Source organism: Nonomuraea longicatena, assembly GCF_039525605.1.
In the GTDB taxonomy this organism is placed as follows: Bacteria; Actinomycetota; Actinomycetes; order Streptosporangiales; family Streptosporangiaceae; genus Nonomuraea; species Nonomuraea longicatena.
The window spans coordinates 133,738-157,737 of the sequence record NZ_BAAAHQ010000007.1 but is presented as its reverse complement, the minus strand read 5'-3'; the positions used below and the strand labels follow the sequence as shown (position 1 = coordinate 157,737).

General features: G+C 71.1%; 22 protein-coding genes and 1 pseudogene. 14 read left to right on the top strand and 9 right to left on the bottom strand.

The annotated features are described in order from the left end of the window. Positions 1–71: 71 nt before the first annotated feature. Positions 72–560, bottom strand: coding sequence for a peptide deformylase (locus ABD120_RS08625; RefSeq protein ID WP_343949200.1), 489 nt, complete (start codon positions 558–560; stop codon positions 72–74). A 170-nt stretch (positions 561–730) separates the two neighbouring features. Here ABD120_RS08625 and ABD120_RS08620 point away from each other — a divergent pair, with 170 nt between their 5' ends. Then, entirely contained in the window at positions 731–1,900 is a 1,170-nt protein-coding gene (locus ABD120_RS08620) for a uroporphyrinogen-III synthase (protein WP_425563946.1), read from the top strand. Between the two features lie 32 nt (positions 1,901–1,932). Here the strand turns inward: ABD120_RS08620 and ABD120_RS08615 are convergent, their stop codons facing one another. From ABD120_RS08615 to ABD120_RS08600, 4 genes are all read right to left on the bottom strand, one after another. After that, the gene (locus tag ABD120_RS08615) at positions 1,933–2,127 is read right to left on the bottom strand and encodes a DUF6186 family protein (RefSeq protein ID WP_343949198.1); all 195 of its coding nucleotides are present in this window, start codon (positions 2,125–2,127) and stop codon (positions 1,933–1,935) included. Then, positions 2,127–2,519 carry a hypothetical protein gene (locus ABD120_RS08610; RefSeq protein ID WP_343949197.1) on the bottom strand — a complete coding sequence of 131 codons (393 nt, stop codon included), beginning with the start codon at positions 2,517–2,519 and terminating at the stop codon, positions 2,127–2,129. The genes ABD120_RS08615 and ABD120_RS08610 overlap by 1 nt, the downstream gene beginning before the upstream one ends. 57 nt (positions 2,520–2,576) lie before the next feature. Beyond that, entirely contained in the window at positions 2,577–3,164 is a 588-nt protein-coding gene (locus ABD120_RS08605) for a hypothetical protein (RefSeq protein WP_343949196.1), read from the bottom strand. 188 nt (positions 3,165–3,352) lie between these two features. Next, on the bottom strand, positions 3,353–4,207 hold the full coding sequence (locus ABD120_RS08600; protein ID WP_343949195.1) for a PAC2 family protein: 855 nt from the start codon (positions 4,205–4,207) through the stop codon (positions 3,353–3,355). Between the two features lie 167 nt (positions 4,208–4,374). On the opposite strand from ABD120_RS08600, the gene metH reads away from it, so the two are divergent. From metH to ABD120_RS08550, 10 genes are all read left to right on the top strand, one after another. Next, the gene (metH, locus tag ABD120_RS08595) at positions 4,375–7,839 is read left to right on the top strand and encodes a methionine synthase (RefSeq protein WP_343949194.1); all 3,465 of its coding nucleotides are present in this window, start codon (positions 4,375–4,377) and stop codon (positions 7,837–7,839) included. Between the two features lie 405 nt (positions 7,840–8,244). Further along, entirely contained in the window at positions 8,245–8,913 is a 669-nt protein-coding gene (locus tag ABD120_RS08590; protein WP_343949193.1) for an HAD family hydrolase, read from the top strand. Positions 8,914–9,151: 238 nt separating this feature from the next. After that, entirely contained in the window at positions 9,152–9,685 is a 534-nt protein-coding gene (locus ABD120_RS08585; RefSeq protein WP_343949192.1) for a cellulose synthase, read from the top strand. Between the two features lie 299 nt (positions 9,686–9,984). Beyond that, positions 9,985–10,983, top strand: coding sequence for an ABC transporter permease (locus ABD120_RS08580; RefSeq protein WP_343949191.1), 999 nt, complete (start codon positions 9,985–9,987; stop codon positions 10,981–10,983). Positions 10,984–11,038: 55 nt separating this feature from the next. Continuing rightward, on the top strand, positions 11,039–12,811 hold the full coding sequence (locus tag ABD120_RS08575) for an ABC transporter substrate-binding protein (protein WP_343949190.1): 1,773 nt from the start codon (positions 11,039–11,041) through the stop codon (positions 12,809–12,811). Between the two features lie 80 nt (positions 12,812–12,891). After that, positions 12,892–13,911 (top strand): ABC transporter permease, encoded by a 1,020-nt coding sequence (locus tag ABD120_RS08570; protein WP_343949189.1) that lies wholly within the window; start codon positions 12,892–12,894, stop codon positions 13,909–13,911. Further along, a complete protein-coding gene (locus tag ABD120_RS08565; RefSeq protein WP_343949188.1) occupies positions 13,908–14,933 on the top strand; it encodes an ABC transporter ATP-binding protein in 1,026 nt (341 codons plus the stop codon). The genes ABD120_RS08570 and ABD120_RS08565 overlap by 4 nt, the downstream gene beginning before the upstream one ends. Continuing rightward, the gene (locus tag ABD120_RS08560; protein WP_343949187.1) at positions 14,930–15,964 is read left to right on the top strand and encodes an ABC transporter ATP-binding protein; all 1,035 of its coding nucleotides are present in this window, start codon (positions 14,930–14,932) and stop codon (positions 15,962–15,964) included. Before ABD120_RS08565 ends, ABD120_RS08560 begins: the two co-directional genes overlap by 4 nt. A 160-nt stretch (positions 15,965–16,124) precedes the next feature. Further along, positions 16,125–17,555 carry a sensor histidine kinase gene (locus ABD120_RS08555; RefSeq protein ID WP_343949186.1) on the top strand — a complete coding sequence of 477 codons (1,431 nt, stop codon included), beginning with the start codon at positions 16,125–16,127 and terminating at the stop codon, positions 17,553–17,555. Next, positions 17,543–18,190, top strand: a complete 648-nt coding sequence (locus ABD120_RS08550) for a response regulator (protein ID WP_343949185.1) — start codon at positions 17,543–17,545, stop codon at positions 18,188–18,190. The genes ABD120_RS08555 and ABD120_RS08550 overlap by 13 nt, the downstream gene beginning before the upstream one ends. A gap of 28 nt (positions 18,191–18,218) precedes the next feature. Here ABD120_RS08550 and ABD120_RS08545 read toward each other — a convergent pair whose 3' ends face one another. Next, a complete protein-coding gene (locus tag ABD120_RS08545) occupies positions 18,219–18,353 on the bottom strand; it encodes a hypothetical protein (RefSeq protein ID WP_343949184.1) in 135 nt (44 codons plus the stop codon). Positions 18,354–18,803: 450 nt separating this feature from the next. Here ABD120_RS08545 and ABD120_RS08540 point away from each other — a divergent pair, with 450 nt between their 5' ends. Beyond that, on the top strand, positions 18,804–19,148 hold the full coding sequence (locus ABD120_RS08540) for a hypothetical protein (protein ID WP_343949183.1): 345 nt from the start codon (positions 18,804–18,806) through the stop codon (positions 19,146–19,148). 137 nt (positions 19,149–19,285) lie between these two features. On the opposite strand, the gene ABD120_RS08535 is transcribed toward ABD120_RS08540, so the two are convergent. Genes ABD120_RS08535 through ABD120_RS08525 form a run of 3 tightly spaced genes read right to left on the bottom strand, consistent with a single transcriptional unit; the run spans position 19,286 to position 22,120 of the window. Then, a complete protein-coding gene (locus tag ABD120_RS08535) occupies positions 19,286–19,969 on the bottom strand; it encodes a response regulator (protein ID WP_343949182.1) in 684 nt (227 codons plus the stop codon). Continuing rightward, positions 19,966–21,207, bottom strand: a complete 1,242-nt coding sequence (locus ABD120_RS08530; protein WP_343949181.1) for a sensor histidine kinase — start codon at positions 21,205–21,207, stop codon at positions 19,966–19,968. Before ABD120_RS08530 ends, ABD120_RS08535 begins: the two co-directional genes overlap by 4 nt. Before the next feature lie 52 nt (positions 21,208–21,259). Further along, entirely contained in the window at positions 21,260–22,120 is an 861-nt protein-coding gene (locus tag ABD120_RS08525) for a RecB family exonuclease (RefSeq protein ID WP_343949180.1), read from the bottom strand. A gap of 152 nt (positions 22,121–22,272) precedes the next feature. On the opposite strand from ABD120_RS08525, the gene ABD120_RS08520 reads away from it, so the two are divergent. Together ABD120_RS08520 and ABD120_RS08515 are read left to right on the top strand one after the other, a co-directional pair. Then, the gene (locus ABD120_RS08520) at positions 22,273–23,361 is read left to right on the top strand and encodes a site-2 protease family protein (RefSeq protein ID WP_343949179.1); all 1,089 of its coding nucleotides are present in this window, start codon (positions 22,273–22,275) and stop codon (positions 23,359–23,361) included. 196 nt (positions 23,362–23,557) lie between these two features. Next, positions 23,558–24,000 (top strand): annotated as a pseudogene (locus tag ABD120_RS08515) (FHA domain-containing protein); the annotation flags it as partial.

Genomic DNA, 24,000 nt, shown 5'->3' with positions numbered 1-24,000 from the left:
TGTGCGACCACCCCGCCGGAAGGCGGGACGGATACGTCCTGCTGTGACGCCCGTCGCCGGGAGGGGACGGGTCAGGTCGCGGGCAGGCCCGCGGCCGCGAGGAAGCGCTCGCGCTCCTCCTCCGGCAGGTGGTCGCTGAACAGCACGCCGTCGAGATGATCGGCCTCGTGCTGCAGCACCCGCGCCAGCACCCCCAGCGCCCGTACGGTCACCGGCTTGCCGAACATGTCGCGCCCCCGGGCCGTGGCCGCGTAGGCCCGCTCCAGCGGCCACCACGTGCCCGGCGCCGACAGGCAGGCCTCGTCGGCCTTCACCCGCCTCGGCGACAGCTCCAGCCGGGGATTGACCAGGTGCCCCGCCTTGCCGTCGTAGTCGTAGACGACCACCCGCAGCGGCACCCCGATCTGCGAGGCGGCGAGCCCGGCCCGCCCCGCCCCCGCCCGCATGGTCGCGGTCAGGGACTTCACGAGCCCCCGAAGCTCCCGGTCGAAGTCCTTCACCGGCTCCGCCACCTGGCGCAGCACCGGATCGTCGTACATGCGGATGGCACTGACGCTCACACGCAACTCCCCGAACCTCACGCGATGTCGAGATCCCAGTTTCCCAGGCCCGCGCCCCTCAATCCGACATCGACCGATACTTCCGCCTCGTCGCGCCCTCACAGCCGGGGGTGAGCCGTCGTTAGCACAGCGGTAACAGAAGGGACCCAGCGCCGAAACCACCGCAAAGCATGCTGTCCTCCAAGCCCCCGTCCCCTTGGAGGTCGCGCGTGACGAGCGCACCGGAGACCGCGCCGGACACCCTCGCCGGATTCACCGTCGGCATCACCGCCACCCGCAGGCAGGAGGAGTTCCGCGCCCTGCTCGAACGGCGGGGTGCGCGCGTCGTCACCGCCCCTGCCATCCGGCTGGCCCCCCTCGACGACGACACGGACCTGCTGGCCACCACCGCCCGCTGCCTCGAAGACCCGCCGGACGTCGTCGTCGTCACCACCGGCGCCGGCTTCCAGGGCTGGATGTCCGCGGCCGAGGGCTTCGGTCTGGCCGAGGCGCTGTCGGCCCGGCTCGCCGCCGCCCGGCTGCTCACCCGAGGGCCCAAGGCCAGGGGAGCGGTCCGCGCCGCCGGGCTCGACGACCACTGGACGGCGCCGGGCGAGTCCTGCACCGAGATCCTCACGCACCTGCTGGCCGAGGACCTCCGGGGCCGCCGCATCGCCGTACAGTTGCACGGCGGTTCGCTCGCCGGTTTCACCGGCAGGCTCCGCGCGGCCGGGGCCGAGGTCATCGAGGTGCCCGTCTACCGGTGGGTGCCGCACGCCGACCCGTCGCCGCTGCGCCGCCTGGTCGCGCAGGCGCTGTCCGGAGCGGTGGACGCCGTCGCCTTCACCAGCGCGCCCGCCGTCCGGGCCACGTTGCGCGAGGCCAGGCTGATGGGGCGGGAGGACGCGCTGCTCGGGGCCTTCGCCCACACGGTCGTGGCCGCCTGCGTCGGCCCCGTCGCCGCACGGCCGCTCGCCGAGCAGGGGGTGCCCGTCCTCCAGCCCGCGCGCCCGCGCCTCGGCGCCCTGGCCCGCGCCCTGTCCGTCCACCTGCCCGAGCACGGCGTCACCCGCGTCGCCGCGGGCGGCCACCACCTGGAGATCAGGGGCCACGCGGTCCTCGTGGACGGCGAGATGCGCCCGCTGCCGCCCGCCCCGATGTCGATCCTCAAACGCCTGGCCGACCGGCCCGGACATGTCATCACCCGCGCTGAACTGCGGCTGGTCCTGCCCGGCACGATCGCCCGCGACCCCGCAGAGCACGCCGTCGAGATGGCCGTCACCCGGCTGCGGCGCGCCCTCGGCCCCTCCGGCATCGTGGACACCGTTGTCAAACGCGGCTACCGCCTGGCACTGAGGTGACCGGTGCCCGTCCTGGGCCGCAGCGGCCGCGATCAGCGGGCCAGGAAGTGCCAGCCGGTCCACCACCACGACAGGATCACGAGGATCCGGCCGGCCGGATGACGCATCACCGAGGACAGGCACTCGCCCGCCGTCGGCACCCGCGAGCCCGGCAGCCTGGCCAGCACCTCCAGCACCACGAGGGCCAGCAGCGACACCGCGTACACGGCGATCGTGACTTCTCGCATCACCGCCGCACCAGTCCCCACCCCGCCAGCAGCCACCCGGCCCACACCAGCCCCCGCCACACGGGGTCGACCAGAACCGGGTCCATCAGATCACTGAACGTCGGCAGCCCCGGCGACCTCGCGGCCAACGCCCACAACTCCCACACCGTGAACACCGCCACCGGCACCGCCCACACCCACCACAGGGGCCGCACCGCCTCGCGCGCGGCCGTCCGCGACGGTGGCGGCCGGAACGCCGCGCCCACGGTGAGGACCCCCACCGACGCTACGACGACGTAGGTGAGCGGCGCGAACGACGGCAGCCGCCCGCCGACGACGGCCGCGGCCACCAGCAGCAGCCCGCCGACGACCAGCGCCGCCGGACGGCCGACCGCCGCCGACCGTAGAGACACCGCACCCACCTCCAGCCCGGGAACCCGGAGCCAGCCTAACCGCGTGGCCGGAGCCGGCTACGGCCTGCCGCCCGCCGACCCGCCCGCCGACCCGCCCGCCGACACTGACAGGCGCAGCTCCCGGACGATCTCCTCGGCGCCGGTGTCGCGGTCGGGGCCGGAGTCGGCGCCGAACAGCAGCTCGTTGTAGGCGTGCCGGAAGCATCCCGCCAGCAGCAGCCGCGCCGACGCCTCCGGGTCGGCCTCCTCCCGTAGCCGCCCCAGGCGCCGCTCGGCCGCCAGATACCCGGCCAGCGGCGTCACCTCGGCCACCGGCCCCAGCCCGTTGTCGCGGATCGCCTCGCGGAAGCGGACCGTCACGGTCGGCGAGGTGAAGGCGGGCATGGCCGCCGCCAGGATCTCCGAGTAGTAGTCGATGCCCGCCCGTGCGATGGGCAGCAGGTTGTCGTCCACCTGCCCCTTGCCCGCGAGGTGGGACAGGCCGTGCAGGATCCGCAACCACAGCGGCAGCCGGTCCTGGAGCAGCGCCAGGAACCGGTCGACCGCGCCGCCCGAGCGGTCCTCGCGAAGTGTTACGGCCATCTCCAGGACGCGGCGGCGGGTCTCCTGGCTGCTCTGATGGGGGTCTGGCTGGGGTGTCGCCATGGTTGGCCTCACGTGCGCAGTCACATGGGTAGGTTCGACCCGGCGGCGCGTCTGGTGGCCGAAGTTACCCAGCCGTGTTTCTCCTGGTTATGCAATCGTTGTCAGCTGGAGCACCAATTCCGGGCAAGCCTGGAGGCACCGATTATTACGCGGATCACCCGCCAAAGGCGGCAAGCGGCACCTGAGAGTCAGCTGTCAGTGTCCTGGTCGCGACGGCGGAGGTACCTCTCGAACTCTGCCGCGATCGCGTCGCCGCTGGCCTCGGGCAGCTCGGCCGCGTCCTTGCGCTCCTCAAGCTCCTTGACGTACTCGGCCACCTCGCTGTCCTGGGCGGCCAGTTCGTCCACGCCGTGCTCCCACGCCCGCGCCTCCTCGTCGAGGTCGCCGAGCGGCATCGGGATCCGCACCACGTCCTCCATCCGCCGCAGCAGCGCCAGCGTGGCCTTCGGGTTGGGCGGCTGGGCGACGTAATGGGGGACCGACGCCCACAGCGAGATCGCGTTCAGTCCCGCCACGACGAAGGCGTGCTGCAGGACCCCGACGATGCCCGTCGGCCCCTCGTAGCGGCTCAGCTCAAGGTTGAGCGAGCGCACCAGGTCGGGGTCCGAGGCGGTGCCGAGCACCGGCACCGGGCGGGTGTGCGGGGAGTCGTTGAGCAGCGCGCCCAGCATGACGGTCGTCTCGACCCCCAGCTCGCGGCAGACCTCGATGATCTCGGCGCAGAACGACTTCCAGCGCATGTTCGGCTCGATGCCCCGCAGCAGCACCACGTCGCGCTCGACGCCCGGCGGCCTGGCCAGCGAGAACCGCGTCGTCGGCCAGACGATGTTGCGGGTCAGGCCGTCGCCCATCTCGACCGTCGGCCGGGTGACCTGGAAGTCGTAGTAGTCCTCGGGATCGAGTTCGGCCAGCGGCTCCGCCTTCCAGGCGCCCTCCAGATGGGTGATCACACCGCTGGAGGCCTCGCCCGCGTCGTTCCACCCCTCGAACGCGGCGATGAGCACCGGATCGACGAGCTCGGGGAGCCCTTCGAGCTCGATCACGTGTCGCCTCCTCCTTCGTCGGCCATCCTGACTAGCCTATGTGGTAACAGGGTTCCCGTGTCACCGATCCGATTGCGCCCCAGGCGTACGCGCCAACCGGGGCAAACGACGAGTTGCGCGACAACTCCTCAATGAGCCGCCGATCGCCAGCGGATAAGCTGATGCGCATGACTCACTCCCCGTCCTTCCGTGAAGTCCTGTCCCAGCGCGTGATGGTCGCAGACGGGGCCATGGGGACGATGCTGCAGTCGTACGACCCCACGCTCGACGACTTCGAGGGTCACGAGGGCTGCAACGAGGTGCTCAACGTCACGCGGCCCGACATCGTGCGGGCCGTCCACGACGCCTACTTCGAGGCGGGCGTCGACTGTGTGGAGACCAACACCTTCGGCGCCAACCTCGCGGCGCTCGGAGAGTACGACATCGGCGAGCGCGTCTACGAGTACTCAGAGGCGGGCGCCCGCGTCGCCCGCGAGAGCGCCGACCGCTGGTCCACCCCCGACCGCCCGCGCTTCGTGCTCGGCTCCATGGGCCCCGGCACCAAACTGCCCACGCTCGGCCACCTGCCGTACGAGGTGCTTCGCGACGCCTACCGCGACAACGCCGCCGGGCTGGTCGCCGGCGGCGCCGACGCGCTCATCGTCGAGACCTGCCAGGACCTCCTCCAGGTCAAGGCCGCCGTCGTCGGCGCCAAGCGGGCCATCGCCGACTCGGGCCGCGACGTCCCCGTCATCGCCCAGGTCACCATCGAGACCAACGGCGCCATGCTGCTCGGCTCCGAGATCGGCGCCGCGCTCACCGCGATCGAGCCGCTCGGCGTCGACGTCATCGGCCTCAACTGCGCCACCGGCCCCGCCGAGATGAGCGAGCACCTGCGCTATCTCGCCCGCCACTCCAGGCTCCCGCTGTCGTGCATGCCCAACGCGGGCCTGCCCGTCCTCACCTCCGACGGCGCCTACTACCCGCTGTCGCCCGACGAGCTGTCGGCCGCCCACGACACCTTCACCAGGGAGTACGGCCTGGCCCTGGTCGGCGGCTGCTGCGGCACCACCCCAGAGCACCTGCGCCAGGTCGTCGAGCGCGTGCGCGGCAAGGAGCCCGTCAAGCGCCGCCCGCACCCCGAGCCCGGCGCCTCCTCCCTCTACCAGACCGTTCCCTTCCGCCAGGACACCAGCTACCTCGCCATCGGCGAGCGCTGCAACACCAACGGCTCCAAGGCCTTTCGCGAGGCGATGCTCGAAGGCCGCTGGGACGACTGCGTCGAGATGGCCCGCGACCAGGCCCGTGACGGCGCCCACATGCTCGATCTGTGCATCGACTACGTGGGCCGCGACGGCGTCGCCGACATGCGCGAACTCGCCTTCCGCTTCGCCACCGCCTCCACACTGCCGATCATGCTCGACTCCACCGAGCCCGGCGTGCTGCAGGCCGGCCTGGAGATGCTCGGCGGCCGCGCCGCGGTCAACTCCGTCAACTACGAGGACGGCGCCGGCCCCGACTCCCGTTTCCAGAAGATCATGCGCCTGGTCAGCGAGCACGGTGCGGCGGTCGTCGCCCTCACGATCGACGAGGAGGGCCAGGCCCGCACCGCCGAATGGAAGGTCCGGGTGGCCAGCCGGCTCATCGACGACCTCACCGCCAACTGGGGCATGCGCGTCGACGACATCATCGTCGACTGCCTGACCTTCCCCATCGCGACCGGCCAGGAGGAGACCCGCCGCGACGGCATCGAGACCATCGAGGCGATCCGCGAGCTCAAGCGCCGCTACCCGGCCGTGCAGACCACGCTCGGCCTGTCCAACATCTCCTTCGGCCTCAACGCGGCCGCGCGCATCGTGCTCAACTCGGTCTTCCTCAACGAGTGCGTCAACGCCGGGCTCGACTCCGCCATCGTCCACGCCTCCAAGATCCTGCCGATGGCCCGCATCCCCGACGAGCAGCGCCAGGTCGCCCTCGACATGGTCTACGACCGGCGCCGCGAGGGCTACGATCCGCTCCAGCGCTTCATGCAGCTGTTCGAGGGCGTCAACGCCGCTGCCCTGCGCCAGGGCAAGGCGGCCGAACTCGCCGCCATGCCGCTGTGGGAGCGGCTCAAGCACCGCATCATCGACGGCGAGAAGAAGGGCCTGGAGACCGACCTCGACGAGGGCCTGGCCCAGCGGCCCGCCCTGGAGATCATCAACGAGGTGCTGCTCGACGGCATGAAGACCGTCGGCGAGCTGTTCGGCTCCGGCCAGATGCAGCTCCCGTTCGTGCTCCAGTCGGCCGAGGTCATGAAGACCGCCGTCGCCCACCTCGAACCCCACATGGAACGGCTCGACGGCGAGACCAAGGGCCGCATCGTGCTGGCCACCGTCAAGGGCGACGTCCACGACATCGGCAAGAACCTCGTGGACATCATCCTGTCCAACAACGGCTACGAGGTCGTCAACCTCGGCATCAAGCAGCCCGTCAGCGCCATCCTGGAGGCCGCGGACGCGCAGAAGGCCGACGTCATCGGCATGTCCGGCCTGCTGGTGAAGTCCACGGTCATCATGAAGGAGAACCTCGAGGAGATGAACACCAGGGGCATCTCCGAGCGCTACCCCGTGCTCCTCGGCGGCGCCGCCCTCACCCGCGCCTACGTCGAGCAGGACCTCGCCGAGTTGTTCCAGGGCGAGGTGCGCTACGCCCGCGACGCCTTCGAGGGGCTGCGGCTCATGGACTCCTTCATGGCGGTCAAGCGCGGCGTCGAGGGCGCCACGCTGCCGCCGCTGCGCGAGCGCCGGGTCAAGAGCGGCGCGACCCTGGTGCGTACGCCGGTGGAGGAACTGCCCGCCCGCTCCGACGTGGCCGCCGACAACCCGCTGCCGACGGCGCCCTTCCACGGCGACCGCATCGTCAAGGGCATCTCGCTGGCCGAGTACGCGGCCTACCTCGACGAGCGCGCGCTCTTCCTCGGTCAGTGGGGGCTCAAGCCCACCAGGGGCGGCGACGGGCCCGGCTACGACGAACTCGTCGAGACCGAGGGCCGGCCGAGGCTGCGCATGTGGCTCGACCGCATGCAGACCGAGGGGCTGCTGGAGGCGGCGGTCGTCTACGGCTACTTCCCGTGCGTCAGCGACGGCGACTCGCTCATCATCCTCGACGACGCGGGCAACGAGCGCACCCGCTTCACCTTCCCGCGCCAGCGTCGCGACCGGCACCTGTGCCTGTCCGACTTCTTCCGCTCCAAGGACTCCGGCGAGGTCGACGTCGTCGGCTTCCAGGTGGCCACCATGGGCGGCCGCATCTCCGAGGCGACGGCCGAACTGTTCGCCAAGGACGCCTACCGCGACTACCTGGAACTGCACGGCCTGTCGGTGCAGCTCACCGAGGCCCTCGCCGAGTACTGGCACGCGCGGGTGCGCTCGGAGTGGCGCATCGGCGGCCAGGAGTCGCTCGACGACATGCTCAAGGTCAACATCCAGGGCTGCCGCTACTCCTTCGGCTACCCCGCCTGCCCCAACCTGGAGGACCAGGTGCAGTTGTTCCAGCTCCTCGACCCCGAGCGCATCGGCGTCACCCTGTCGGAGGAGTTCCAGCTGCACCCCGAGCAGGCCACCAGCGCCCTGGTCGCCCACCACCCGGAGGCGAAGTACTTCAACGTCTGACACCCGCCACCCGACGAGCCCTCGCCGACGTACGACATCGGGCGGGGGCTCGCTCGTACCCGACCTGAGGCGGAGACCGGGCCCCTGCGAACGGGCCTGTTCTTTGAACCGGCCTCACGAACACCGGCTTCCGGCCGTCAGCGCCTGGCCACCGGCCTTACGATCACCGGCCACCGGCCACCGGCCGTCAGCCTTTGGCCGCGGGCCTCACAGGCTCCGGCCACCGGCCGTCCGCCCTTGACCACGGGCCTCACGCGCATCGGCCTCGGTTCACCCGCCGTGACGACACCTGACCCCAATAGCCCCACCTGCCTCTCCGCCACCGTGAACCGGGGGTGGTTTCGCATGATTTGGAGGCAGGTCGTTGAATGGAGGGTCCGAGGTAACCGAAAGGACGGAGGACGAGTGGACGCGGTCTTCTTCGACATGGACGGCCTGCTGGTCGACACCGAGAAAGTCTGGCTGGAGCTAGAGACCGAGGTCATGGCGCGGCTCGGCGGCGAATGGACGCCGGAGCACCAGACGCGGCTCGTGGGCGGCTCGATGGAGCGCACGGTCGAGTACATGCTGGCCGTCTCCGGCTCCGACGTGAGCCCCCGGGTGCTGCGCTCGTGGATGCTCGACGGCATGGTGTCGCGTCTGTCGGGCGGCGTCGAGGCGATGCCCGGCGCGCTGGAGTTGCTCGACGCCCTGCGCGCCGAACGGGTGCCCACCGCACTCGTCACCTCGTCGCTGAAGGAGATCGCCAAGGGGGTTCTCACCTTCGTCGGCCGCGACCGCTTCGACGCGATCGTCACCGCCGACGACGTCACCCGCACCAAACCCGACCCCGAGCCGTACCTGACCGCCGTGAGCATCCTGGGCGTGGACGCGACCCGATGCGTGGTTCTGGAGGACTCTCCCAACGGCGTCGCGGCCGGTACGGCGGCCGGGTGCGCGGTGCTGGCCGTCCCGAGCCTGATTCCCATCGAGGAAGCCCCCGGACGCCTGGTCGCGGACTCGCTGAGCGGCGTGACCGTCCCCATGCTGCGCGACCTGAGCGCCCGCCACCTGCGACTCCTGAACGCCGGCTGACAGACCACCGGCACGCCGGGGAGGCCAGGCGTCCGGCAGCATGCGAGGCGGGGCCGGTCGGGTCCGGTGACGATGGCGGTGGTGTCGGTGATGTAGGCGTGTGGTGACCAGGCGGCGGCGAGGAGGCAGCGAAGGCCGGGGTGCCCGGTCAAGGCAGGGGAACCACCCTTAGGGGGTGAGCCGTTCTCAGGGAGGAGGGGACGCGGCGGGGCGCGTGCTTGTATGGAAGCAACCGAGAGTGAGGAACGGCATCTTGGAGACGATCATGTGGTTGCCGCTGTGCGCCGGGGCGACCGGCGTCGGCCTGGTGCTGAGCTTCCTGGCCTGGCGGCGCAAGGGCGTGACCTCGGGCGTACGCGGGCTCGCCTGGTCGCTGCTGCCCATCGCCGCCTACCTGACCGGCGCCCACCTCCTGCTGTGGGGCGTCGTCGAGTCGACGGTGCGCTTCGTCACGAACCTCGCCGCCGGGATCATCAACCCGTTCGTCTGGGCGGGAGTCGCCCTCGCCGGCCTGTCGGCGGTGTTGTTCGTCGCCTCCGGCGTGATGCGCAAGCGCGGTGTGGGCAAGGCTTCCGGCCGTCCCGAGCGCTCCAAGCAGCCCGAACAGCCCAAGAGCGCGCAGCGGCCGGGCTCCGGGCAGGCGCCCCCGGCCCCGCAGCGGCCCGCGGTGCCGCAGGCGGGCAATCCTCCTGCCGCCGCCCCGAAAGGCCGGACGGATGACGATGACTTCTCCGACATCGAGGCGATTCTGAAGCGGCGCGGCATCGGCTGACCTGTGTCGTGTCACAGGACCGAGACGCAACCGGAACTACTCGTTGACAAACCGCTCAAGATCGATACGAATGAGTTTCGCGACCATCACAGTTGAGCCACACTGCGGCTCGAAGGACTAGTCAGCGCAGCTCAGCGCATACATTCTGCACCCTGAGGCCGTGACGTACGGTCTTCGAAGCATGGGCGGACTCCGACCGGAGACCCCGCCCGAACGGACGATGTCGTCTGCGACCCAGGGGGCCGAAGGAACATGCGCAAACTTTCGGCATGGCGGGGTGCGGGCGGAGGAGGGCGCGCATGACCGCACCGCTTGATGTTCCCGAGTCCGCGCGGGAGAGCGCTCCCGCGGCGGAGGCGGCGGGCATGGATCGCAAGGCGATCCAGGGTCGCTCGCTCGGGCAGATCGCGTGGATGCGCCTGAAGCGCGACAAGGTCGCCATGGCCGGTCTGGGAGTGATCGTCTTCCTGATCGTGGTCGCGGTCTTCGCCCCGCTCGTCGTGAAGTGGTTCGGCCATCCGCCGCTCGAGTTCCACCGCGACATGATCGACCAGGAGACCCAGGTCCCCAAGGACGCCTGGGGCGGCATGAGCTGGGAGTACCTGTTCGGCGTCGACCCCCTGTGGGGCCGCGACATCTTCAGCCGGGTGGTGTACGGCGCGCGCATCTCCCTGCTCGTCGCCTTCCTGTCCACGCTGCTGTCGGTCACGATCGGCACCGTCCTCGGCATCACCGCCGGCTTCTTCGGCGGCTGGGTCGACACCGTCATCAGCCGCGCCATGGACGTCTTCCTCGCCTTCCCGCTGCTGGTCTTCGCCATCGCGCTGGCGGGCGTGGTGCCCAACGACGCCTTCGGCCTGTCCGGCGACGGACTGCGGGTCACGCTGCTGATCTTCATCATCGGCTTCTTCAGCTGGCCGTACATCGGGCGCATCGTCCGAGGCCAGACGCTGTCGCTGCGAGAACGCGAGTTCGTCGACGCGGCCAGGAGCCTCGGCGCGCGCAGGCCGTACATCATCTTCCGCGAGATCCTGCCCAACCTCGTCGCGCCGATCCTGATCTACTCGACGCTGCTGATCCCCTCGAACATCCTGTTCGAGGCCGCGCTGTCCTTCCTCGGCGTGGGTGTGCGGCCGCCGACTCCGACCTGGGGCGGCATGCTGTCCGACGCGGCGCGGATCTACACGGTCCCGCACTACGCGATCTTCCCGGGTCTGGCCATCTTCCTCACCGTGCTGGCCTTCAACCTGTTCGGGGACGGCCTGCGTGACGCCCTCGATCCGCGCGGCAACCGATGATCTACCCGATCTCCGCAAAAGTCCCGGCTCCTCACAACAAGGGGTGTAGTTACACATGAGAAGAAAGCCCGTCTGGGCGATGACCGCGGTCAGCGCGGCACTCGCCATGGGCCTGGCCGCGTGCGGCGGCACCAGTAGCACGCCGTCCGGCGAGTCCGGAAGCAGCGGTCAGCCCGCGGCAGGCGCCAAGAACGCCTTCAACGCCGCGCTGACGGGGGTGTTCAACCCCTCGACGAAGAAGGGCGGCACCCTCAAGCTCGCCAACTCCGGCGACTGGGACTCCCTCGACCCGGCCGACACCTACTACAACTACTCGTGGAACTTCATCCGGCTCTACGGCCGCTCGCTGACGTTCTTCCCCGGCAAGCCGGGCGTCGAGGGCGCCAAGCCGGTGCCGGACCTGGCCGCCGAACTGGGCAAGCCGAGCGATGACCTCAAGACCTGGACCTACACGCTGCGTGACGGTCTGAAGTACGAGGACGGCAGCCCCATCCTCGCCAAGGACGTGGCCTACGCGGTGGCGCGCGCCTACGACAAGGTGACGTTCCCGAACGGTCCCACGTACCTCAACGAGATGCTCGACTGGCCCAAGGACTACCAGGGCCCGTACAAGTCGAAGGGCGCCGACTACAGCTCGGCTGTCGAGGCGACGGACGACAAGACCGTCGTCTTCCACCTCAAGGAGCCCTACAGCGGCTTCGACAACATCGTCCAGATGTCGCCGACCATCCCGGTTCCGGAGGCCAAGGACACGGGCGCCAAGTACAAGGAGCACGTGGTCTCCTCGGGCCCGTACATGTTCGAGAAGAACGAGATCGGCAAGGGCTTCACCCTGGTCCGCAACCCGCACTGGTCGGAGGCGATCGACCCGAACCGCCCGGCGCTGCCGGACCGCTACGAGGTCTCGACGAACGTCAACGCCGACGACATGGACAACCGGATCCTGTCCGGCGACCTGCACGTCGCGCTGGAGGGCTCCGGCGTCGGCACCGCCGCCCTGAGCAAGGTCCTCACCGACCCCGCGCTCAAGGAGCGCGCCGACAACGTCACCCAGCAGCGCCTGTGGTATACCTCCATCAACCCGACGGTGAAGCCGTTCGACAAGCTGGACTGCCGCGTCGCCGTCCAGTACGCGATGGACAAGACCGCCTACGTCGCCGCCTACGGCGGCCCGACCGGCGGCGAGATCGCGACCAACCTGGTGCCGCCGACGATCCCCGGCTTCAAGAAGATCGACCTGTACCCGTCGCCGGAGGGCAAGGGTGACGTGGCCAAGGCCAAGGAGGCCCTGACCAAGTGCGGCCAGCCCAACGGCTTCGCCACGAGCGTCTCCTACCGCGCCGAGCGGCCGAAGGAGAAGGCCGTCGCCGAGGCGCTCAAGGAGTCGCTGGCCCGCGTCGGCATCACGGTCGAGATCAAGCCGTACGCGCAGAAGGACTACTTCTCCAGCTTCGCCGGCAAGCCCTCCTTCGTCGTGAAGGAGAACCTGGGCCTGGTCGTCAACGGCTGGGGCTCCGACTGGCCTGACGGCTACGGCTTCCTGCAGCAGATCACCGACAGCCGCGTGATCCGCGACGGCGGTGGCTCCTCCAACACCTCCGTCCGTATCCCCGAGGTCGACAAGCTCCTGGACCAGGCCCGCCTGGAGCAGGACGTGACCAAGCGCGAGGCACTTTACGCGCAGATCGACGAGAAGGTCATGCAGGAGTCGGTCATCCTGCCGGGCATCTGGGCCAAGGCCCTGCTCGTGCGCGGCCAGGGCCTCACCAACGTCCTGGTCTCCGACGGTCAGCAGATGTACGACTACGTCGCGTTGGGCGTGCAGTAACCGCTCTCCGTCCGTACAGGTAACCGACTAGTAAGGCAGGTGAAGGCCACAGGCGGNNNGCCCCCGCCGGGCCGGGCACTGTGGTCACATACATCATCAGGCGTCTGATCGGCGCGGTGTTCATGCTGACGATCGTGAGCATGGTCACCTTCGCGATCTTCTTCGTCGTGCCGCAGCTCGCCGGCGCGACCCCGGAGGGCATGGCCAGCCGCTACATCGGCCGGACCGCCACCGAGGAGACCGCCAAACTCGCGGCGGAGCGGCTCGGCTTCAACGACCCGCTCGTCGTGCAGTACGGCAGGTACGTCAAGGGCATCGTGGCCGGCGCCGAGTACGACTACGGCGCGGGTGTCGAGCACTGCCCGGCCCCCTGCCTCGGTTACTCTTTCACCACCCAGCAGCCGGTCTTCCCCGACCTGATGAACCGGCTGCCGGTCACACTCTCGCTCGCCCTGGGCGCGGCCGTGCTCTGGGTGGGCATCGGCGTCGGCATCGGCGTGCTGTCGGCGCTGCGAAGAGGCAGCGTCTTCGACCGGACCGCGATGATCGTCGCGCTGGCCGGAGTCTCGCTGCCGATCTTCTTCACCGCGCTGATCTCGATGCAGTTGTTCTCGTACGGCAACCCGTTCGACTTCGCGGCGAAGGGCGGCACGTACACGACCATCCAGGACTCCCTGCCCCTGTGGGCGTACTCACTGCTGCTGCCCTGGGTCACGCTGGCCTTCCAGTTCGCCGCGAGCTACGCGCGCCTCACCCGGGCGGGCATGCTGGAGACCATGGGCGAGGACTACATCCGCACCGCGCGGGCCAAGGGCCTGCGCGAGCGCAACGTGGTCTTCAAGCACGGCCTGCGCGGCGCGCTCACCCCGATCATCACCATCTTCGGCCTCGACTTCGGCCTGCTCATCGGCGGCGCGGTGCTCACCGAGAGCGCCTTCTCCCTCAACGGCCTCGGCAAGTACGCCATCCAGGGCATCACCGACCAGGACCTGCCCAAGGTCATGGGCGTGACCCTGCTGGCCGCCGTGTTCGTCGTCGTCGCGAACCTGATCGTCGACCTGCTGTACGCGGTCGTCGACCCGAGAGTGAGGCTGTCGTGAGCTTCCTTGAGCTGAAGGATCTGAAGATCCACTTCCCGACCGACGACGGCCTGGTCAAGTCGGTCGACGGGCTGTCGTTCAGCCTGGAGAAGGGCAAGACGCTCGGCATCGTCGGCGAGTCCGGCTCCGGCAAGTCCGTGACCAGCCTCGGCATCCTCGGCCTGCACAAGGGCGGGCGGGCGCGGATCTCCGGCGAGATCCGGCTCGACGGCGAGGAACTCGTCTCGGCCGGCGCCGACCACGTGCGCGGGCTGCGCGGCAAGAAGATGGCGATGATCTTCCAGGATCCGCTGTCGGCCATGCACCCGTACTACACGGTCGGCGACCAGATCATCGAGGCGTACCGGATCCACCACAAGGTGTCGAAGTCCGTCGCCCGCAAGCACGCGATCGACATGCTCGGCCGCGTCGGGATCCCCGAGCCGGGACGGCGCGTCGACGACTACCCGCACCACTTCTCCGGCGGCATGCGCCAGCGCGCGATGATCGCCATGGCGCTGTCGTGCGACCCCGAACTCCTCATCGCGGACGAGCCCACGACGGCGCTCGACGTGACCGTGCAGGCCCAGATCCTCGACCTGATGCGCGACCTGCAGCGCGAGTTCGACTCCGCGCTGATCATCATCACCCACGACCTGGGCGTCGTCGCCGAACTCTCCGACGACATCCTGGTGATGTACGGCGGCCGCTGCATAGAGTACGGCACCGCCGACGACATCTTCTACCGCCCTGAGCACCCCTACACCTGGGGCCTGCTGGGCTCGATGCCGAGGCTGGACCGCGCGCCCACCGAACGGCTCATGCCGATCAAGGGCTCGCCGCCCTCGCTCATCAACGTGCCCTCCGGCTGCGCCTTCCACCCCCGCTGCCCGTACGCGGGCCGTACGGAGGGCCGGTCCAGCACCGAGACCCCGGCGCTGGCCGAGACCGAGGGCGGCCACCTGGTGCGCTGCCACATGGGCAGAGGCGAGCGGCGCAACCTGTGGGACAACGAGATCAAGCCGATGCTGGAGACGCAGTGAGCCAGACCAACGAGCCGCTGCTGTCCGTGCAGGACATGCAGAAGCACTTCCCGGTGACCAAGGGCCTGTTCAAGCGGCAGGTCGGCGCGGTCAAGGCCGTCGACGGCATCTCCTTCGACGTGTTCAAGGGCGAGACGCTCGGCCTGGTCGGCGAGTCCGGCTGCGGCAAGTCCACCACGGGCCGCCTGGTCACCCGGCTGCTGGAGCCGACGGGCGGGCGGATCCTGTTCGAGGGCATGGACATCACGCACACCAAGCAGAGCAGGCTGCGCCCGCTCCGCCGCGACATGCAGATGATCTTCCAGGACCCGTACTCGTCGCTGAACCCGCGCCACACCGTCGGCACCATCGTCGGTGCGCCGTTCCGCATCCAGGGCATCGAGACCGAGCACGGCACCAAGAAGGCGGTCCAGGAGATCCTGGAGCTGGTCGGCCTCAGCCCCGAGCACTACAACCGCTACCCGCACGAGTTCTCCGGCGGCCAGCGCCAGCGCATCGGCATCGCCCGCACGCTCGCGCTCAAGCCGAAGCTCATCATCGCCGACGAGCCCGTCTCCGCGCTGGACGTCTCCATCCAGGCCCAGGTCGTCAACCTGCTGGAGGACCTGCAGAACGAGCTCGACCTCACCTACGTGGTGATCGCGCACGACCTGTCGGTCGTCCGCCACATCAGCGACCGGGTCGCGGTCATGTACCTCGGCAAGATCGTCGAGATCGCCGACCGCCAGAGCCTGTACAGCGCGCCCATGCACCCCTACACCAACGCGCTGCTGTCGGCCGTACCCGTGCCCGACCCCAGGAAGCACCGCGAGCGCGAGCGCATCAGGCTGACCGGCGACGTGCCGAGCCCGCTCAACCCGCCGCCCGCCTGCCGCTTCCACACCCGCTGCTGGAAGGCGCAGGAGATCTGCAAGACGATCGAGCCGCCGCTCCAGCAGGCGGCGAGCGGGCACCAGGTCGCCTGCCACTTCCCGGAGAACGCGGCCGCCTCGGCCCCGGTGCCGCCGGCGGCGGAGGGCGCGACGGCCTGACAGGCCGTATGCTCGATCGCGGCACCCCGGACACCGGGACGGAGGTCCGGCCCTGATCGCCGCACAGCTGTCTGCCGCCCTCGTCGCGGCCGCCTTCCTCTGCGCCGGGGCGCTCGCCTGGCGACCGTCCCGGCGCGAGCGCGTCGGGCCGCTGCTGCTGTTGTTCGGGCTGCTGTGGGTGCTCTACCAGCTTCGCCTGCCGGTGCCCGGCCCGGTGCGGGCGCTCACCGCGGGGGCCTGGCCCGCCGTCCTCGGCCATCTGGTGCTGGCCTTCCCGAGCGGACGGCTGCGCACCCTCCCCGCCCGGGTCACGGCGGCGCTCGGCTACCTGTGCGTGGCGGTGTTCGCCCTGGCCGACGGCACCGCCGCCGTCGGGGCAGGCGGGGCGGCGCTCGTCCTCGTGGGCCTCGCGGTGCTCGTCCTGCAGGCCGGGCGGCTGCGTCGTGGCAGTGCCGCCGAGCGCCGCGCGCTGCTGCCGGTCCTCGCCGCCGCCGTGGCCGCGAGCGCGCTCTTCGTCGTCTGGAAGCCCATGACGATCGCGGGCCTGGGCACCCCGCCGCTGACGGTCGCCGTCCACCTGGCGCTTGCCGCCGTCCCCGTCGCCTACCTGTGGGGGCTGCTGCGCCGCCGCATCGACCGGGGCGCCGTCGCCGACCTCGTCGTACGGCTCGGCGACCGCGATCGCCCCGCCGCGCTCCAGCCCGCGCTGGCGGCGGTCCTGCACGACCCGGCGTTACGCGTCGGCTACTGGACATCCGGCGGATACGTCGACGCCGACGGCCGCCCCTTCCACCCGCCCGACGCGCCCGGCCAGGTGCTGACCCGCGTCGACCGCGACGGACCGCTCGCCGTCCTCGCCCACGACCGGGTCCTGCTGGCCGACCCCGAGCTGATCGAGGCCGCCTGCGCCGCCGCCGCGTTGGCGTTGGCCAACGCGCGCCTGACCGCCGAACTCCGCGCCCGCCTGCGGCAACTCGCCGACTCCCGCGCCCAGGTGCTGCGGGCGGCGGAGGCCGAGCGGCGGCGCCTGGAGCGCGATCTGCACGACGGAGTCCAGCAGCGCCTGCTGTCGATCCCGCTCACGCTCGGGCTGGCGGAGGCGTCGCTGAGCAGCCGCCCCGAACGCGTCGCCCCGCTGATCGGCGAGGCGAAGTCCACCACACTGGCCGTGCTCGCCGAGGTGCGGGCGCTGACGCAGGGTCTCCATCCGCCGGTTCTCACCGAACGCGGCCTGCGCGGCGCCGTGCGCGAACTGGCCGCCGTCGCCCCCGTCCCGCTCGAACTCGGCCTGGAGGGCGCCGACGGGCTGCCCGCCGACGTCGAGACCACCGCGTACTACGTCGTCGCCGAGGCCCTCGCCAACCTCGCCAAGCACGCCGGAGCCACCAGGGGCCGCGTCGTGGTGCGCCGCGACGGCGCCACGGTCGCGGTGGAGGTCGAGGACGACGGACGCGGCGGCGCGGACCTCGCGGGCGGCTCCGGGCTGTCCGGCCTGGCGGAGCGCGTCGGCGACGGAGGCGGGCGCCTGAGCGTGCACAGCCCGCCCGGCGGGGGCACGCGGATCAGGGCGGAGCTGCCGTGCGGGTCGTGATCGCCGAGGACAACACGCTGCTGCGTGAGGGCGTGGCCAGGCTGCTGGCCGAGGCCGGGTTCGAGGTGGCGGCCACCGTCGCGGACGCGCCCTCGCTCCTCTTCGAGGTCGCGCGGCGGCGGCCGCAGGTGGCCGTCGTGGACATCCGGCTGCCGCCCACCCGCACCGACGAGGGGCTGCGGGCGGCCCGCGAGATCCGCCGCGCCCATCCGGGCACCGGGGTGCTGGTGCTGTCGCAGTACGTGCGGGTCAGCTACACCGTCGAACTGCTCGAAGCGGGCGCGCGCGGGCTGGGCTACCTGCTGAAGGACCGGGTGTCGGACCTGGCGGAGTTCGCGGCGGCGGTGCGGCAGGTGGGCGGGGGCGGATCGGCCTTCGACCCGATCGTGGTGGACCAGCTCGTGACGCGCCGGACGAGCGGCGACGACCCGCTGCGGGCGCTGAGCGGGCGGGAACGGGAGGTGCTGGGGCTGATGGCGGAGGGCCGCACGAACCAGGCCATCGCCGAGCGCCTGGTGATCGCGGAACGCACGGTGGAGAAGCACTGCACGAGCATCTTCGCCAAACTCGCCCTCCCGGCGAACCCGGACGACCATCGGCGAGTCCTCGCCGTCCTCCGCTACCTCAACGCGTGAGGTCTCACGTATCTCAACGCGTGAGATTTCACGACCTCTCGCCGTTGCGGTCGGCCGCCCCCGACGCGCTCGCGCCGGCGATCGGGGTGATCTTCCAGTTACGGCCGGCCGCCCCACCGCCGCCCGCCGTCCCCTGCTCACGGCCTCCCCGAGCGCCACTCATCGCACCCCATCCCACCGTCACACCGCCCGATAAGCCCTTCCCGGGCCGCGCCGGCAGCGCATCCCCGAGCTGTGCTGAGGGTCGGGCCCACTGAGCCCCTTCCCGGCGTCAACCTGGTAAGCCCCTCTCAGGGCCCACCGGGCGGCGTCGCGGTGGGGCCCGGGTCGGAAGAGGGGCGCTCGGAGAGGCCCTTAGGGGACGGCGGTGGGAGGGGGTGGGGGTGGCCGGCCGTGACGGATCGAGGGGTTTCGGCGGAGGACGGAGGGTTCCGGCGGAGGACGGAGCGTTTCAGAGGGCTGGAGGTTTCAGGAGGACGGAGGGTACCGGGGACGGAGGGTTTCGGGGGAGGACAGGTGCGGGCAGCCGCACCATGGACGGGGGCTGGCACCCTACCGAGGGGCACGCGGGACGGAGAGACTCGGCGTGACCGTCCGACCCCAGGGAGCCCCCGTGCCCGTCATCGTCATCGCCCGCTGCGTCGCCCTCCTCATGTGCGCGATCATGACCGTCTACCTCGCCGTCGACGGCGCCCACCGGCCGGGCAACCCCTTCCTCGTCCCAGACGTCGCCGTCGCGGTCCTTCTCGGCGTCGGCGCCGTGCTGCCCAAGCGCGCCGCCGTTCCCGCGATGCTCTTCGCCTTCGCCTGGACCGCCGGTGTGATCACCGTCTCCTACTTCACCCAGGCCGTGCGCGGCGAGCACGCCTGGGACAACCTCGCCCTCGTCGCCGCCGCACTCGCCATGGCCGTGGCCCTCGCCGCCGCCCCCGCCCTCCGCCGGGACCCGAGCCCCTAGCCCGGCGACGGCCTGCGGGCACTCGGCTCGGTGCGGGCTGCGGGCACCCGGCCTCCCGGGCGAGGACCCCTGCGGGCATCAGGTCGCATCGCGCTCCCGCGCGGACGCCGGCGGTTTCCGCCGGACCGAGCCGGGATCTAGGGCAGTGCCCCCGGCGTGATCAGGCCCGTCTCGTAGGCCAATACCACCGCCTGCACCCGGTCGCGCAGCCCCAGTTTGGTCAGCACGTTGCCCACATGCGTCTTGACCGTCGTCTCGCTCACCACCAGCTTGGCCGCGATCTCGGCGTTGGACATGCCCTTGGCGATCAGCCGCAGCACCTCCAGTTCCCGCTCGGTCAGCCGGTCGAGCCGCGCCGGTGTGCTCTGCTCCGCCGCAGAAGGCAGGCGGGCGGCGAACCGGTCGAGCAGCCGCCGCGTCACGCTCGGCGCCACGATCGCGTCGCCCTGCGCCACCACCCGGATCGCCTGCACCAGTTCGTCCGGCGGCACGTCCTTCAACAGGAACCCCGACGCCCCGGCGCGCAACGCCTCCACGATGTACTCGTCGAGGTCGAACGTCGTCAGCACCAGCACCTTCGGCACGTGCGCGCCGGAGGCGGCCTCGCGCACGATGCGCCGCGTGGCCTCGATGCCGTCGACACCCGGCATCCGGATGTCCATGAGCACCACGTCGGGAAGCAACGCCCTGGTCTGCTCCTGCGCGTCCTTGCCGTCGCCCGCCTGCCCCACGACGGTGATGTCCGGTTCGGCCTCCAAGATCAGCCGGAAACCCGTACGGAGCAGCGGCTGGTCGTCCACCAGCAGCACTCTGATCGTCATCTTCCGTCCTTCAGCGGGAACGTCGCGCGTACTTCGAAACCGCCACCCGGCAGCGGACCGATGTTCAGGATTCCACCATAGAGCGCCACACGCTCGCGAATCCCCGCCAGCCCATGCCCGGTCTGCTTCACCGGCCCCATGGGTCCACGGCCGTCGTCGCGTACCGAGACCTCCAGTCCTCCTGGCAGTCCTCCTGGCAGTCCTCCTGGCAGTCCTCCCGGCAGCGCTCCTGGAAGCGCTCCCGGCAGCCCTTCCGGCGGATACCGCACGCCCACCACCGCGCTCGCGCCCGGTCCCGCGTGGCGGAGGCTGTTGGTCAGCGCCTCCTGGACCAGCCGGTAGGCGGCCAGATCGATGCCCGCGGGAAGCTGCGGCGGCTCGCCGCCGACATCGAGGCGGGTGGGCAGCCCCGCCTCGCGCATCTGCTCGACCAGCGCGGGCAGCGCCGACATGCCCGGTTGCGGCCCCAGCTCAGCGGGCGAGCCCGCCCGCAGTACGCTCACCATGGCGCGCATCTCCGCCATCGCCTTGCGCCCGGTGTCCTCGACCGCCGTCAACGCCTCACCGGCCAGGTCGGCGTCGCTCCTGAGCACCTTGCGGGCGGCCGCGGCCTGCACGGTCATCACACTGACGTGGTGGGCGATCACGTCGTGCAGTTCGCGGGCGATCCGCGAGCGCTCCTCGGCGCGGGCCGCCCTGGTGTCGGCCTCCTTGGCCCGCTCCAGCCGGTCGGCGCGATCGCGCAACTCGTCGAGATAGGCGCGGCGCAACCGGATCGTACGGCCGAGCCCCCACGCCGCCGTGAACACGAACACCACGAGCACGTGCCCCGGCACCGACAACGTCGCCGAACCGGCGAGCGATCCTGCCAGATACGCCAGCAGCGTCACCAGCAGCCCCGCCATGGACATCGCCAGGCCACGGCGGGCCGCGACGGAGTAGAGCAGGACCAGCGAGGCGATCCCGATCCGGCCGACGCTGTAGCCCAGGGCGTCGATCAGCGTGTCGATCGCCACGCACACGCTCAGCGCCGCCAGCGGCCAGCGCCGCCGCACCGCGACGGGCGCCGCCGACAGCGCCACCAGCAGCGAACCCAGCAGGTCAGGGGCATGTACCTGGGCGAGCTGCCCCTGGGCCTCCCACGCCGCCTGGTCGAACAGCAGGTAGAAGACCAGCGAACCCGCGGCCAGCAGCACAGCCAGCCCGGTGTCGTGGAGCAGGGTTCGGTCGGCGCGCACGGACTCACTGTAGGCGCAGCTCACAGCCGGAATCCTCCTCCCTTGGGAGGAATCAGAGCTCGTCGGTCGCCGATCTCCGCGTGCTGCGGACCTTGTCTCCCGGCTGCCGGTCGGGCACCGGCGGGGGAGTGCCGCCGAACTCCGGGCACAGCGCCCGGTGGTCGCACCAGTCGCACAGCCGCGAGGGCCGGTGGCGCCACTCGCCGGTCTCCAGCGCCCGCTCGATCGCCGCCCACAGCGCCTGCACCTTGCGCTCGGTGGCCCGCAGGTCGGCCTCGTCGGGCGTGTAACGCAGCACCTCGCCGCCGCCGCCCAGGTAGACCAGCTGCAACTGCCTCGGCACCCGGCCGCGCAGCCGCCACAGCACCAGCGCGTAGAACTTCATCTGGAACAGCGCCTTGGCCTCGAAGTCGGGCCCGGGCGCGCTGCCGGTCTTGTAGTCGACGACCCGGAAGTCGCCGGAGGGCGCCACGTCGAGCCGGTCGACGTAGCCGCGCAGCAGCAGGCCGCTGTCGAGCACCGCCTCGACGTACAGCTCGCGCTCGGCGGGCTCCAGCCGCGTCGGGTCCTCCAGCGTGAAGTAGCGGGCCAGCATCTCGCGCGCCTGCTCCAGCCAGCGCCGCCGCTCCTCGTCGTCGGCGAACATCTCCGCGTAGGCGGGCTCGTCGGCCAGCAGCCGCTCCCACTGCGGCTCCAGCAGCTCCAGCGCCGCCTCGACCGAGCGCCGGGGCGCGGGCAGGTCGTAGAGGCGCTCAAGCACCGCGTGCACCACCGTGCCGCGCACCGCCGCCTGCGACGGTTTCTCGGGCAACTGGTCGAGCACGCGGAAGCGGTAGAGCAGCGGGCAGGTCATGAAGTCGCCCGCCCGGGAGGGGGAGAGGGCTCCGACGATCGCCGGTCCGGTCAACGTCATGCACCGCACTGTAGGTCAAGACCCCGACAGAAAGGGCCGCGCGACGCCGGGTCCGCCCGATCGGACGCGTAGAGTCAGGAGTGCAAGCAGCACATTCTCGAAGGAGTCCAGTGAGCGACCAGCGGCCGCGACAGGAGTTCTCCGGTCTTCGGATGGGGAGACCGTTCGGCATCCCCGTGTACGTGTCGTGGACCTGGTTCATCATCGCGGGCTTCATCACCATCAGCTTCAAGGAAGTCTTCCGCCTGCCCGGCATGAGCGAGGCCGAGAGCTACGCGGTCGCCTTCGCCTTCGCCGTCCTGCTCTACCTGTCGGTGCTGCTCCACGAACTCGCTCACAGCGTCCTCGCCAAGTGGTACGGCCTGCCGGTGCGCCGCATCACCCTCTACCTGCTCGGCGGCGTCTCCGAGATCGAGAAGGAGCCGCCCACCCCGGGCAAGGAGTTCATGGTCGCCGCTGCGGGCCCCGCCCTGTCGCTGGGCCTGGCCGCCGTCGGCCTGGGCGCCGACGTGCTCCTGCTGAACACCGGCGGCATCGTCGAACTGCTGGTGTGGCAGCTCTGGGTCTCCAACCTCATCGTCGGCGTGTTCAACCTGCTGCCCGGCCTGCCGCTCGACGGCGGCCGCATGCTGCGCGCCGGCATCTGGAAGCTCACCTCCAGCCCCGGCCGCGCCACCATCGCCGCCGCCTGGACCGGCAGGGGCCTTGCCGTCTTCCTCATCGTCCTGCCGTTCGCGCTGTCGATGATGAGCGGCCAGGAGGTCGACAACCTGCGCCTGCTCTGGTCGGTCGTGCTCGCCACCTTCATCTGGATGGGCGCCAGCCAGTCGCTCAACGTCGCCCGCATCCGCGCCCGCATCCCGCAGGTCGTCGCCCGCGCCCTGGCCCGGCGCTCCGTCCCGGTCACGGCGGAGACGCCGCTGTCGGAGGCGCTGCGCAGGGCCCAGGAGCAGCACGCGGGGGCCATCGTCGTGGTCGACCACGAGGGCCGCCCGATCGCCATCGTCAACGAGGCGGCCGTCGAGGCGACCCCCGAACACCGCCGCCCGTGGGTCGACGTCGGCTCCCTCGCCAAGACCCTGGAGCCCTCGATGGTGCTGGCCGCCGACCTGTCGGGGGAGCCGCTGATCGACGCCATGCGCGAGGCGCCGGCCGCCGAATATCTCCTGGTCGAGCGCGGTGGCGAGATCTACGGCGTGCTCGCGACCGCCGACGTCAACCGGGTCTTCTCGAAGGTCTGACTGGTTTCCACCGGCAGGACAGGCCGATAGGCTGCCCTTTGATCAGACTTGCACCAGTGAAGGGTTTGCCGTGGATCACGGGGTTCACCGAAAGGTGACCATGGGCCCGCGGCCGACTGGGTATGCGTAAGGCTGGTGGCCGGCACGGCCGTGCAGGTGCCGTACATCCGCCGGCTTCCGGGGAGGAGAGGTTCCAGTGACGGACCAGGGCTTCGGGGTGGTGCGTCCGCTACCGGGCAACGGGCTGGTCGCCTTCGTGGGCGGGTTGCTACTGGTGTGCGACGCCGCCGAGGATACCGCCACCGACCTGATCGAGGCGCTGCGCGAGACCGCGGACTCCGGCGGGGACGGCCGGGCCCTGGCTCGCCGCGCGGCCCAGACCCTCGCCCGTTCGATGACCGGCGACCCCGCCACCTGCGCCGTGGCCGGCCCCGTGGACGGCGGCGTCGCCGTACTCGTCAGCGGCGCCGCCACCGCCACCGTCGTGAGCGGCGACGGCGAGACCCGGTTGTCCGGCAGCGAGTCCCTGACCTGGGCCGACCGCCTCATCACCGGACACGTGCGGCGCGTCGAGCTCACGCTGCCCGGCGCCGGGCGGCCCCACCCCGCCGTCCGCCTCGACGGCGGCATCGTCGGCGG

Bases quoted from the DNA above. Each gene is read 5' to 3' on its own strand.
- ABD120_RS08620 (WP_425563946.1), top strand. From the start codon at position 731: ATGCTGTCCTCCAAGCCCCCGTCCCCTTGGAGGTCGCGCGTGACGAGC.
- ABD120_RS08615 (WP_343949198.1), bottom strand. From the start codon at position 2,127: ATGCGAGAAGTCACGATCGCCGTGTACGCGGTGTCGCTGCTGGCCCTC.
- ABD120_RS08605 (WP_343949196.1), bottom strand. From the start codon at position 3,164: ATGGCGACACCCCAGCCAGACCCCCATCAGAGCAGCCAGGAGACCCGC.
- metH (WP_343949194.1), top strand. From the start codon at position 4,375: ATGACTCACTCCCCGTCCTTCCGTGAAGTCCTGTCCCAGCGCGTGATG.
- ABD120_RS08580 (WP_343949191.1), top strand. From the start codon at position 9,985: ATGACCGCACCGCTTGATGTTCCCGAGTCCGCGCGGGAGAGCGCTCCC.
- ABD120_RS08575 (WP_343949190.1), top strand. From the start codon at position 11,039: ATGAGAAGAAAGCCCGTCTGGGCGATGACCGCGGTCAGCGCGGCACTC.
- ABD120_RS08545 (WP_343949184.1), bottom strand. From the start codon at position 18,353: ATGAGTGGCGCTCGGGGAGGCCGTGAGCAGGGGACGGCGGGCGGCGGT.
- ABD120_RS08535 (WP_343949182.1), bottom strand. From the start codon at position 19,969: ATGACGATCAGAGTGCTGCTGGTGGACGACCAGCCGCTGCTCCGTACG.
- ABD120_RS08525 (WP_343949180.1), bottom strand. From the start codon at position 22,120: ATGACGTTGACCGGACCGGCGATCGTCGGAGCCCTCTCCCCCTCCCGG.
- ABD120_RS08520 (WP_343949179.1), top strand. From the start codon at position 22,273: ATGGGGAGACCGTTCGGCATCCCCGTGTACGTGTCGTGGACCTGGTTC.